Annotated in this window: 11 protein-coding genes; 5 read left to right on the top strand and 6 right to left on the bottom strand. The window is 40.7% G+C overall.

The window, feature by feature from the left end; all coding sequences use genetic code 11:
- The first annotated feature begins 33 nt into the window (after nucleotides 1-33).
- Nucleotides 34-873, top strand: a complete 840-nt coding sequence (locus ACLFKQ_RS16995) for a carbohydrate ABC transporter permease (protein WP_449001057.1) — start codon at nucleotides 34-36, stop codon at nucleotides 871-873.
- Here the strand turns inward: ACLFKQ_RS16995 and ACLFKQ_RS16990 are convergent.
- The 4 genes from ACLFKQ_RS16990 to ACLFKQ_RS16975 all read right to left on the bottom strand — a co-directional run bounded on the left by ACLFKQ_RS16990 (nucleotide 870) and on the right by ACLFKQ_RS16975 (nucleotide 4468).
- Nucleotides 870-1292 (bottom strand): hypothetical protein, encoded by a 423-nt coding sequence (locus ACLFKQ_RS16990; protein WP_449000947.1) that lies wholly within the window; start codon nucleotides 1290-1292, stop codon nucleotides 870-872. The genes ACLFKQ_RS16995 and ACLFKQ_RS16990 overlap by 4 nt on opposite strands.
- Before the next feature lie 86 nt (nucleotides 1293-1378).
- A complete protein-coding gene (locus tag ACLFKQ_RS16985; RefSeq protein ID WP_449000946.1) occupies nucleotides 1379-2113 on the bottom strand; it encodes an FkbM family methyltransferase in 735 nt (244 codons plus the stop codon).
- A 103-nt stretch (nucleotides 2114-2216) separates the two neighbouring features.
- Nucleotides 2217-3536, bottom strand: a complete 1320-nt coding sequence (gntT, locus tag ACLFKQ_RS16980) for a guanitoxin biosynthesis MATE family efflux transporter GntT (protein WP_449000945.1) — start codon at nucleotides 3534-3536, stop codon at nucleotides 2217-2219.
- Nucleotides 3537-3655: 119 nt separating this feature from the next.
- On the bottom strand, nucleotides 3656-4468 hold the full coding sequence (locus ACLFKQ_RS16975) for a Tab2 family RNA-binding protein (protein ID WP_449000944.1): 813 nt from the start codon (nucleotides 4466-4468) through the stop codon (nucleotides 3656-3658).
- A gap of 304 nt (nucleotides 4469-4772) precedes the next feature.
- Between ACLFKQ_RS16975 and ftsH the strand changes: the two genes are divergently transcribed.
- The 4 genes from ftsH to ACLFKQ_RS16955 all read left to right on the top strand — a co-directional run bounded on the left by ftsH (nucleotide 4773) and on the right by ACLFKQ_RS16955 (nucleotide 9766).
- Nucleotides 4773-6725, top strand: coding sequence for an ATP-dependent zinc metalloprotease FtsH (gene ftsH, locus ACLFKQ_RS16970; RefSeq protein WP_449000943.1), 1953 nt, complete (start codon nucleotides 4773-4775; stop codon nucleotides 6723-6725).
- Entirely contained in the window at nucleotides 6725-7573 is an 849-nt protein-coding gene (locus ACLFKQ_RS16965) for an RNA methyltransferase (RefSeq protein ID WP_449001056.1), read from the top strand. The genes ftsH and ACLFKQ_RS16965 overlap by 1 nt, the downstream gene beginning before the upstream one ends.
- A 271-nt stretch (nucleotides 7574-7844) precedes the next feature.
- Nucleotides 7845-9053 carry a serine hydrolase gene (locus ACLFKQ_RS16960; protein WP_449000942.1) on the top strand — a complete coding sequence of 403 codons (1209 nt, stop codon included), beginning with the start codon at nucleotides 7845-7847 and terminating at the stop codon, nucleotides 9051-9053.
- Nucleotides 9054-9055: 2 nt separating this feature from the next.
- The gene (locus ACLFKQ_RS16955) at nucleotides 9056-9766 is read left to right on the top strand and encodes a response regulator transcription factor (RefSeq protein ID WP_449000941.1); all 711 of its coding nucleotides are present in this window, start codon (nucleotides 9056-9058) and stop codon (nucleotides 9764-9766) included.
- 224 nt (nucleotides 9767-9990) lie between these two features.
- Here the strand turns inward: ACLFKQ_RS16955 and ACLFKQ_RS16950 are convergent, their stop codons facing one another.
- Together ACLFKQ_RS16950 and cax are read right to left on the bottom strand one after the other, a co-directional pair.
- Nucleotides 9991-10974, bottom strand: a complete 984-nt coding sequence (locus ACLFKQ_RS16950; RefSeq protein WP_449000940.1) for a phosphoribosyltransferase — start codon at nucleotides 10972-10974, stop codon at nucleotides 9991-9993.
- A gap of 419 nt (nucleotides 10975-11393) precedes the next feature.
- A complete protein-coding gene (cax, locus tag ACLFKQ_RS16945; protein WP_449000939.1) occupies nucleotides 11394-12500 on the bottom strand; it encodes a calcium/proton exchanger in 1107 nt (368 codons plus the stop codon).
- Nucleotides 12501-12604 lie beyond the last annotated feature (104 nt).

Below are 12604 nucleotides of genomic sequence, written 5' to 3'. Positions count from 1 at the left end.
GAAGCGGTCAGAGCTATGAAAGAATCTTCAATTATGTCAAGGCGATCGCCAATACTATCTGGTTTACTACTTAATAAATTATTAATTTTATGCCTTTTAATTTTGGGTGCGATTATTGTCTTATTTCCTCTAGGAATAGTTATAATTACTTCTTTTTCTGCGTCTCAAAGCATTACTAACGAAGCTCTATCTACTCGCATTTTTACTTTGGATAATTACCGAGAAGCTTGGACTAGAGGTAAGTTTTTACTCGCTTTTGCCAATTCTACCTTGGTAGCTTTAGCCGTAACTGCAGCACAAATTATTACTTCTGCTCTAGCGGGATATGCTTTGGTCAGACTGGAATTTCGAGGTAGAGAAGGTATTTTATTACTAATACTAGCTACTTTAGTAATTCCTTTTCAATTATTAGTAATTCCCATATTTATTATCTTAAAATGGGGTAGTTTAATTAATAGTTATTGGGCGTTGATTTTACCCACGGCGGCTAATGGCTTCGGAATTTTTTTAATGCGTCAATATTTTGCTAGCATTCCCATTGAATTAGAAGAAGCGGCAACAATTGACGGTGCCAATCGCTTCCAAATTTTAACTCGTGTGATGTTGCCTTTATCTCGTCCCGCTTTAATAACTTTATTTTTATTTACTTTTATCGGCGAATGGAACGATCTATTCAAACCTTTGGTATTTACTACTAAACCGGAGTTAAGAACAGTACAGCTAGCACTATCAGAATTTCAAGAACAGTTTACTAATGATTGGTCGCTACTGATGGCAGCAGTAGTTATCGCTACTATTCCTGTATTAGTCTTATTTTTAATCGGACAGAAGCAGTTTATTCAAGGTATCGGTACCACGGGAATTAAGAATTAATTTGATTTGTCTGTCGATTGAAATTTTTGTAGCAGCCAAGTGCTAACTTCTGTATGATTGTTATGTCGCGATCGCCTCAAAGCCTCAGTTAATAGTTCAATTTTTAATCTCGGCAAAACTATAGATTCACTAATTCTTCTACTTACTTGATTTTCGATTTTAAAAATAAGAAGCCATTTAGAGGAATATTTATAAGAGTAGCGTATAAATAAATTGAGAGTAGCGTATAAATAAATTGCGTGATTGATTATAGAATGATCTTGTGAATGGTCGTTACCAATTAGAGTCATTTCAATTCTGTATCTGCCATCGTAATAGTAACCCTTTGCTTTTTGGCAATCAGGACGTTCTATGTGTTGTAAATACTCATCCCAGGTAGCTGATACCCAGGTATCTATTATGAGTTTGGTTGCATACATAAGTAGTAATCACGTTAGTAAAAAAACTAGTAGAAGTTATCCAAATTTAAATCAACTATTGTTTGCGAATTGTTGTTTCATTATTTCTAATAATTAACCGTATTTTTGACAAAGGTATAGTTACCGTTGCCTTGAGCACAAACCAAGGAATAGCCATTGGTTACCAAGCTATTTACTGATACTCTTATTCTATTTTTGTACTGACGATCGATAGGGTTAAAACACTCGTCATACTCAATGCAAATCACGTTTATATCTATATTATCTTCAATGATAGATTGAATAACTTTATACTCAGCACCTTCGATATCAATTTTGAGCAAATCGATTTTATAATGACCTAACTCCTCCATTAGGTTTTTAAGTCTTTTAACTTCGACGTATATAAAATCTTCTGTTCTCTGCAAATTCAATAGAGAATGAGAAACATGGACTGGATTTTTGGGAACGAAAAACTTTAATTGGTCTTGCTTATCCCATAGCCCAATTTCATAAAAATGATATTTAGGATTTTGTCCAGCTACATTGTTCACGTGGTTAATAGCTCTTGGAGTTGGATCGAAGCCATAAACATCACAATCAAAATAATCGATTAATCCAAGATCAAATGATATATCTTCGCCACAACCAACACAGTAACAAATTGAATTTGATTTAATCAGACTGACTGGAACTACCCAACCACCATAATCCGTTCCAATTTTCTTTAAATCGTTTCTGCTAACAATCTTTACGCGAGATACTGAGTCCCTGCCCAATAGTTTAAAATTATAATTTAATAACTTCTTGACAAACTTTGAAGGTATCTGTTGAAGGTTCATATGCTATTCGTCTTGGTAAAATACTAACTATATTAGATATTCACCTAAAAACCATACATACACGCTCGGAATTTTGCTCGATATCTCTCTAATAATGCTTCATTTAGTGCGATCCCTTCAAAGTTTGTGATACCTTCAATCCTAAAGTTAGCACTCTTCCTACCATAAACATAGACAAAGCCAGCCACAGTAAATGAGTGTTTTGCAACTGCCAAGCAGCGATCGCCACAGGAGTAAAACCTAAGAGAGCGGCAACTACGGTTGAGGTACGTAAGATTTTCCCCCGAGTCAAACCGAGAAAGTAACCATCGAGCATGTAGGCAATGGAGCCAAATCCCAATACGGGAAATAACCAAATTGTATAGTTAGTCAGGCGATCGAGGACTTCTTGATGATTGGTGAGCAAACTAAACAAAGATGGTGAGCTCCAAAACACAAATGCAAAGATCGTACCTGCAAATACACTAGCTCCTACTGCAAGCCTAATTAGGTACCATAGCTGACGAATGTTTTTCTGAGCGTAAAGATTACCGGCAATACTCTCCGTAGCAAAGGCAATACCGTCGATAAAATATGCTTCTAAAGTAACTATCTGTAAAAGTAAAGTATTGACTGCCAGAACGTTAGTTTCTATTGCGGAACTTAAATTAGTAAAGACAGCAAAAGTAGAAATCAAAGCCAGAGTACGGATAAAAATATCGCGGTTGAGGGCAAAGGCGGCTTTAAAAGCTGAAGCGCCGAAAATTTTGTTGGTATATATTTGTAGGGAACCTAAGTGAAATTCGCGAAAAATTAAAATTAATCCCAACAGTAAATTAAGATACTGACTAATAGCGGTTGCGGCGGCGGCTCCAGCACTTGCCCAGCCCAACTGCACGATAAACAGGTAATTTAAACCGACATTGGTACTTTTATCGATTATCGAAAGTATTAAGATTTTTGTTCCCTGTTCCCGTCCTAAAAACCAGCCTAAGATGACAAAATTTAGCAGTGTCGCCGGTGCGCCCCAAATTAGCATGTTATAGTAGTCTATTCCTGCCGCCAAGACTTCTGGTTCGGCACTAAGTAAAGCAAAACCGATTTCCCGTAAAGGATACTGCAAAATTAAAATAACCAAAGCAATACAGACGGCAATTAAACCATTACGCAACAGAGTCAAGATAACGGTATCGCGATCGCCCGCTCCCGAAGCTTGGGCAGTCATCCCAGTGGTACCCATGCGGAGAAAGCCAAACGACCAATAAATATAATTGAAGAGAATCGAAGCGATCGCCACTCCTCCTAGATAACGGATATCTGCTAAATGACCTAAAAATGCCGTATCTATTAGACTTGCTAACGGTACCATTAAGTTGGAGAGAATATTAACTAGAGCCAATCGCCAAAAACGACGAGCAAAGCGATCTCGTTGAAATTCGAGCATAAATAGAGTGCGGTAAATTTCCTACCTATACTGTTACTATTACCTTAAGTCTTCTAAAAGTTCGATCGAGTTTTTGGTTTTCAGCTGCGTTTGCTATTTAATTTTTCTTGACTATTGCACTATTCATCTTTAAGTAGCCAAAAACCCGTATAGGTCATGCCAGAGTTATCGGGTTGAATCAACAGAAAATGCAATCCTTTGCTAGCTCGTTTTTTCTGTTGGTAATCTTCTGCTACTCGAATCGTGTTTTCTCCTTCAAAAGTGTTAAAAATCCAGCGGTCTACTAAACCCGTCTCTAAAACCAAACCTCCAGACTTTCCTACTTCAGTAGCGACATAGTTTAAGGATACGGGGTTTTGTCGCTGTAGCCAACTGGCTAGAACCATAGAGTTTTTACCGCCATAAACTACAATTCCCGGCAGCGGTACGTTAGAAGCAACTCCCATATTTATAGGCAAAAAAGCCTCTGGTAAATCGAGAATCGGAATTGGACGCTCGCCAAACAAATTTATTATTTCTCCTGCGGCAATACTGGCAAAGTTTAATTCTTCGCCCCGAATATTTTCTGGTAAAGGTTGTGGTGGCGGCTTTTCTAGGGCTAGAGGATGGTAATTGGGTATGGTTTTAGCTCGCTGGGCGAGGGCAATTTTTAAAGTTTCCGTATGCCTGGTGGCTTCTACCGCAATTCCCAACTCTTCAGCAGCTAGACCGATTAACCCCAAAGCTTGGGGGCGAAATACCTGAATCAGATCGGGTAGCTCATTTTGCGCTACGATCTTAAATTGAGCTGCCAACCACTGGGAATTAGCTTGAGATGAGTCACAGTTTGCACTATACACTCGATCGCGATCGCAAATTAGTAATTCCCACTGTCTCGATGAGCTAGTTTGAGTAATAGGGAGATGGTTAAAATCAACTTGCCAAATTTTCATAGAAATATCTTGTCTACTTCATGGGAATTTTGCCGAGAAAGGCGAGATAAAATCTGTTTCGATTTTAGATATTAGATAAGGGACAATGGGCATCGATCGCGGAAGTAGCGCAATAAAGGATAATTTCAGTCAGAAGCTCGAGTACTTTTTAGCTTTTCATAACTGTAAAATCGATTAATACCATTTAAGATAGAGGTTTAGGGGAATTTATTCTCAAAAATGCCACCTTTTAGTAGCGAAAACTAAAATATTTTGGTTAGGCTTAAATTACTGCAAATAACAATTTTTTTATATAAAACTACCTATGAAAAACAATGGTCGGATACCTAAAAAAGAATTAACTTTTACTACTAATATTAAATCAACTACCGCTCGAAAATTGCCCAGGAAAAACTCGATCGCTAATGCTTTGGGTCGCTTGGCTGTAGGTTTGACCATCTTACAAACCATGTTACCAATAACACCTGCTTTAGCACAGCAAAAATCGAATAACGAATTAAGCTATAGCCAGTTTAAAGAAAAATTGGCAGCAGGAGAAGTTACTAGAGTCGAACTAGATAAGACTACGAATACTGCTAAGGTCGAACTAGAAGGGCAACCAGAAAATGCCGAACCCAAAGAAGTAGTTTTATTCGATCGCAATGAAAGCTTAATTGCCGAAATTCGCAATCGAGGAGTAGATTTTAGTGTTAGCGAGTCTCTCGATCGCTCCACTGCAGTGGGCGTTTTGCTCAATTTAGCCATCATTTTTGTCTTACTCGCAGGATTAATTTTAATCATTCGCCGCTCGGCTAATGCTTCCGGTCAAGCGTTTAGCTTTGGTAAATCGAAAGCTAGATTTCACATGGAAGCCAAGACCGAGATTAAATTCGACGATGTAGCGGGAATTGAAGAAGCCAAAGAAGAATTACAAGAAGTAGTTACTTTTCTCAAAGAGCCAGAAAAATTTACTGCCGTAGGGGCAAAAATACCTCGAGGTATGTTGTTAATCGGTCCTCCTGGAACTGGTAAAACTTTGCTGGCAAAAGCGATCGCCGGAGAGGCAGGAGTACCTTTCTTTAGTATCTCTGGTTCGGAATTCGTAGAAATGTTTGTCGGTGTCGGTGCTTCTCGCGTCCGAGATCTGTTTAAAAAAGCTAAAGAAAATGCTCCCTGTTTGATCTTTATCGACGAAATCGACGCTGTCGGTCGTCAACGAGGTTCGGGAATTGGCGGCGGTAATGACGAACGCGAGCAAACTCTCAATCAGTTGTTAACTGAAATGGATGGCTTTGAAGGTAATACGGGAATTATTATTATCGCTGCTACCAACCGTCCCGACGTTCTCGATCCCGCTTTGTTGCGTCCCGGTCGTTTCGATCGCCAAGTAATGGTCGACTATCCCGATTTTAGGGGTAGATTGGGCATTTTAGAAGTTCACGCTCGCGGCAAAAAAATCGCTCCTGAAGTCTCTCTAGAAGCGATCGCTCGTCGTACCCCTGGTTTTAGCGGTGCGGATCTAGCCAATTTGCTCAATGAAGCGGTAATTTTGACTGCCAGAAGGCACAAGGATGCGGCTACGATGTCAGAAATCAACGACGCGATCGATCGCATCGTAGCGGGAATGGAAGGCATACCCTTAATCGATAGCAAATACAAACGCCTGATCGCCTATCATGAAATCGGTCATGCAGTGGTCGCTACCTTAACTCCCAGTCACGATCCCGTAGAGAAAGTAACTATTATCCCCAGAGGTGGTGCGGGAGGCTTGACTTGGTTTACTCCCGATGAAGAAATGGGTTTGGAAACCAAATCTAAAATTATGGCGCAAATTACTTCGGCTCTAGGGGGAAGAGCCGCCGAAGAAGTTATCTTTGGTAAAGATGAAGTGACCCAAGGTGCGGGACAAGATATTAAAGTCTTAACCGACATGGCGCGCAAAATGGTAACTAAGTTTGGCATGTCCGATCTCGGTTTACTGGCTTTAGAAGACAGGGAACAACCAGTATTTTTGGGAGGAGAGTCGATGCAGCGAGCCGAATATTCTGAGGCAATTGCCGCTCGGATCGACGCTCAAATTAGAGTGATCGCCGTAGAATGTTACGAACGGGCTAAAACAATTATTCGTGACAATCGAGTAGCAATAGATCGCCTAGTCGATTTGTTAATCGAACGAGAGACTATCGACGGCAAAGAGTTTCGTCAGCTACTTACCGAATACTCTGCACTTCCTAAGCCCCAACTCGACCTATCTAAACAACAATTGACACCTAGTTAATCTTAGTGACTCAATTAGCCAACATTAAAATTGTTCTGGTCGAACCAGCAGGAGCTTTAAACGTTGGTTCGATCGCCCGAATTATGAAAAATATGGGCTTGTCAAACTTAGTCTTAGTCAATCCTCAATGCCGCCATCTCGATAATGAAGCGAGGAAAATGGCAGTACACGCCGTTGAGGTTCTAGAACGGGCTACTGTAGTCGATAGTTTGCCCGCTGCACTGACGGGATGCCAAAGAGCGATCGCCACCACCGTTCGCAATCGCTCTTTACCTACTAAATTAGAATCTCCATCAGTCGCCCTGCCGTGGTTATTAACGCCAAACTTTAAGGCGGCTTTAATTTTTGGTGCCGAACAGAGAGGTTTGAGCAATAGCGAACTAAAATACGCTCAAAGATTCGTTTGTATTAACTCCAATCCTGCTTATCCTTCGCTAAACTTAGCCCAAGCCGTGGCTATTTGTGCCTACGAACTGTATCAAAGCTGGCAGGATCTTGACAAGCCAGAAAGCTATGTTACCGTACAAAAGGAAGAATCGCGCAGTCTTGCCCAACCTGCGGTTGACGTTCCTCAAAATGCCAGTTCCACAAGTAACTTCGAGCCAGCCAACAGTGCGCCCCTAGAAGTTCTAGAAGCTTATTACCAACATCTCGAAACTGTACTGTTAGATATTGGCTATCTCTATCCTCACACAGCTACAGCCAGGATGAATAAGTTTCGGCGTATCTACAATCGAGTCAATCTTACAGATAACGAGGTGGCAATGTTACGAGGAATACTCCGTCAAGTACAGTGGTCGATAAACGAGTCGTCAGAATCTCCACGATCGAGGGACGAAGAAAAGTAGAAAATATCGTGTTTCTCAGAGGTATGAGATACAGTCAACATCCTAGTCGATTGTCGCTCGTTAATTGCAAACTGATGAGAGATCGAGGTGTACCTCACTTATTGGAGAACTGCTATAGAGAGTAGAAACTTAAAAGCAGGAAGTAGCAAATAATTATGTCTTCGTCTGCTTTCTCTGCTTCTTCCCTCTTTAAGTTACTCAGTCACTCAGTCTCTCTGCCCCATGCCTTTTCCCTTCTGTCTTGATTTAATCTGTGTCGGAGAAATTAGCCGTGAGTCGTAAAGCCAAAAGCCCCCTCTCTAAATCCCCAGCTAGAAATCGCAATTCATCTAGCGATAAGAGAAAGCCTAAAAGTCGCAGCTACCCAAAAAATTTCAATCGCGATAACTTAGTTCCTGCCGATTGGAGGAAGAAAACAGCTCGACATTCGATCTTTAACAATTGGCACGATCGCTTTCGCGCTTCTGCTTTCTACGTACCATTTTTACTGACGGTAAATTTAATTGCAGTTGCTATCGGTCTGTGTACTATTTTGGGTACGACAATCGCGATCGCTAATTCTTTTGGAATAACCAGCCCCGATTCTACTAGTCCTTCTGCCGAGCGAGTTTTGACAGAAAACGCCTCTGAAAATACCACTAGACTCAAAGAGTTATTTCCCATCGCGGCTGTAGGCAAAGAAATTTCCGCTCTTAAAACCCAACTAGAAGACTTAGCAGCCAAATATCCTCAACTCGAGCCCAAAATTTTCCTTGCCGACCTCGATACTCAAAGCTACGTCAGTATCGATAGCCAAACACCCCTCGCCTCTGCCAGCACGATTAAGTTACCGATTCTAGTCGCCTTTTTCCAAGATGTAGACGCAGGTAAAGTCGATTTAGAAGAACGACTAACTGTAACTAAAGACGTGGTTGGTAGTGGTTCGGGTTATATGCAGTACGAACCATTGGGGACGACATTTTCCGCTCTCGAAACTGCTACTAAAATGATTACTATCAGTGATAACACGGCGACTAACATGCTGATCGAGCGTTTGGGAGGTCAAGCCGCTTTAAATCAGAGATTTCTCGATTGGAGTTTAACTGCTACTAGACTACGCAATCCACTACCAGATTTGACTGGAACTAATACTACTAGCCCAGAAGATTTGGCAAATTTACTGGTGCGACTCGCTCGGGGAGAGTTAGTTTCGCTCAAATCGCGCGATCGCCTACTACAAATCATGAGAAGTATCGTCCGCAATACTCTGCTACCTGAAGGTTTGGAAGAAGATGCAATTATCGCTCACAAAACAGGAGATATCAAAATGGTTTTGGGAGATGCCGGAATTATCGATATGCCTAATGGCAAACGTTATATCGCAGCCATACTCGTCAAACGTCCCGACAACGATCCCCAAGCTAAAGAATTTATCCAGCAGATGTCTCAAGTTGCTTATCAGTATTTTAAATTGCAACCAACAGGTTCTTTTACTAATTAAGCATGGAAATTTTAATTGTTGAAGACGAAAAAGAAATTGCTCAACTGATCGAACAAACTTTAGCCAGAGAAAATTTTAGTTGTGCGATCGCCAATAATGGCTTTGCAGCCTTAGAAAGCTTCGAAAAACAAAAGCCCGATTTAGTTATTCTCGATCTGATGCTGCCAGGATTAGATGGCTTAGAAGTATGTACTCGCATTCGCCAACAATCCTCTGATAAAGACCCCTATATTTTGATGCTTACCGCTAGAGGAGAAGAAATAGACCGAGTTATTGGACTCTCTACTGGTGCAGATGATTATTTAGTCAAACCATTTAGTCCTAGAGAATTGGTTGCCAGAGTTAGAGCTTTATTAAGGCGCAGTCTAAGGCATGGAGCGCAGGAATCATCTCAAGTATACCGCACCAAACATTTTGCGCTCGATCTAGACCAGCGGGTCGCTACGCGTCAGTTAACCTCTCAACCAGCCGAAACTCTCGATTTAACTACTCTAGAATTTAACCTACTGGCAACCTTTATTAGTTATCCAGGTCGAGTTTGGAGTCGCAGCCAACTAATCGATAAGCTGTGGGGTAATGATTTTTTCGGTGACGAACGAGTAGTTGATACTCATATCAGACGCTTGCGTAAAAAAATTGAGCCCGATAGCGCGAATCCCACTTTTATTAAAACTGTAGTGGGAGTGGGCTACAAGTTTGAAGATGAAACTTAAGCTCATTCTTTGTGTTGCAAGAGGTTGCATTAATGTCACCCCGAGAAACGAGATTTATTCTAAGCGATCGCTCTAAACCCAATTATCTGGTTCTTAGCAGAAGCAAGCCCACAGAACCAGCAGCAGAAATAACTGGCTAGAGCCGTAGCTGGATTTACCAATTGGTCTGGGGGACAATCGCCCAGGAAATAAAAGAAAGAAAAATAAAGGTTCTGAATCATTTTTTATTGGCTCAATTTCAACTTGCGGGGTAATGAAGTCAGCTTAGCTCGAATTCTTTTAACCGAACTACCGGATTTTCTCAAAATATCCCCTCCCTTTCCATCCAGAGTCTTGGCTTGAATAAACAAACGGTTATCTACGCAAAATACTGCCTTACCCGTTCGCTTGGCAATTTCCTGAGATTGCCAGACCGAGCTTTCGATAAAAAAGAAAGCATTTAAGGAATCATATATCTTGGCTTTAAACTTGGCATCGGAATTTAATTTACGCCGCGTTTCGAGGTCGGGCAAATCTTGCATAATCAGATTTTTATATCGGACACCATGTCGTTTCAGCCATTTTTCTGTTTGAGCTCTGTATTTTTCCAAGCGGCTTGTAATCAGCCAGCCTATTTTTACAGTGGGAATAATTCTAGGCTCTACATTTTCCAAAAAATTGAGATAGCGTTCTCCGTCGTCATCTTCCTCTTTAGTTGCATCTCGACATAATACACCGTCGATATCGACACAGCTATTTATCAAGTGCGGGTGGTGATACATATTCCATTCAAAAATTTGAGGAGGATCGATTATTTCCAGTGCTATGTTTACCAATTCACATGCCGAACTGCTAGCATAAGCAGCGAGAAATACGGTTTCATGATTCAAATTACAGCTAGCAACCTGCTCTCGAACTCGGCGCATTTCCCACCCAGATGATACGGAATCATCTACGATTAAAATTTTTTGTTTGTCTTGGAAATTTAAATTAAATCCCTCAGTTCTCCGACCGCCTACAGGGACAGATTGAGTTAAATACTCATTGAGGGAACATATTGGCAAATTCAGGTTAAGGGCAATCAGACCGGCGATAATGTATCCACTACGAGGCACTGCCACAATTAGGGTAATATCTTTTGGTAAGGTAGGGATGCTGGCAATGATGAGCTGATTGAGATCTTCTACACTTTTAAAATTAACTTTTTTACGTTTGTGAATCATTGTCATTGTGGGCTCGAACTCCGTTTAGTTTTTGCTTCAATCGACACTATAAATTTACGTTTCAACCCTTTGCCATAACATAAATTTAATCTAAAATCTTTGCTTCTAATGTTTTTTAAAAACCTTATACATTTGATATATCTCTGGTAGGTGTTTATAAATTACAAATAGTTTTCGATACAGTTAGCTGGGAAGAGGGGGCATTGGCGAAACCATTTCACCCGCAGCAACATCGTTAGTAATCCCAGTTTGTCCAATAGCGATCGCGCGATCGCTAATTTATCCTTTAGACTATTCAAGCTTCAAAAAAAATGTTTATTACAAACTATCATTAGTAAGTTTTAATAACTCTGAGTAAAGCTATATTCAAACAGCGATCGCAACTCTACAGGAGGGACGTTCCCTCGAACGTCCCGACGAAATAACTAAGATATTCCTGCTACTACAGGATGGAAATAAAAAGCCAGACCCAATACGACATAAGTTGCCAGCAATAAACTACCTTCCAACCAGTTAGATTCACCGTCAGAACTAATAGAATTGGCAATTAATACCGCTACCGCTACTGCTACTAATTCAAAAGGATTGAAATTTAAATCCATCGGTTGACCGATAACCCAACCGGCAATTACTAATACTGGCGCGACAAACAGGGCAATTTGCATACTCGAACCCACCGCCACCGATACGGATAAATCCATTTTATTTTTCATTGCGACGGTTACAGCCGTAGCGTGTTCGGCGGCATTACCGATAATTGGGAGTAAAATCACCCCAGTAAACAAAGCAGTCAAACCTAATTCCTCGGTGGCTACTTCAAGAGAATCTACTAGCAGTTCTGATTCTACCGCTACGGCGATAGTTACTACCAATAGAATAAACATCCACAACCATAAGTTGGGCTTCTCGGCTGACTCTGAGTTTTCGACTGTATCTTCTACTTCAAACTCAGCTACGCCTACATCATAAAGGTAAGCATGAGTTTTCATGGAAAATAGTAACGTCAGCAGGTAAACTAAAATTAGCACTACAGCTACAGCTACCGATAATCGTTGTAAAGTAATTTCTCCGATCCCTGTGGAAGTATATTCCACTGCCGTAGGTAATAAAACTGCAATTACCGCTAAATTCATCGTAGAAGCGTTCATACGAGCGGCGGTAGATTGAAATTTTTGTTCTTTATAACGCAAACCACCTAGCAGCATGGAAAATCCCATTACAAGTAATAAATTGCTGACGATTGAACCAGTAATAGTTGCCTTGACCACTTCAACCAATCCTTCTTTTAAAGCGATATAGGCAATAATTAATTCTGTAGCATTACCAAAAGTAGCGTTAAGTAACCCTCCTAAATTTGGACCGGTTACTACAGCAATTTCTTCTGTCGCCGTACCCATATATCCCGCTAAAGGAACGATACCCAATCCCGCAGTAACAAAAACGATTGTCTCACCCCATTCGAGAAAATGGGCTGCAATAGAAACGGGAATAAACAATAGCAAAACCAGAAAAATTGTATTTTTATTGAACATTTACTTTTTCAATCGTTTAGGCTGACATGTTACCTGTCATAGCACGAGCGCCAAAATCTTGGTGGAAATTCTAGAAAAAGTCGCTCCATCTGTCTGGTAGCTGA

This window comes from Myxosarcina sp. GI1(2024), from assembly GCF_053543375.1.
The sequence above is the reverse complement of the archived record's forward strand: the minus strand, read 5'-3'. Positions and strand labels throughout refer to the sequence as shown.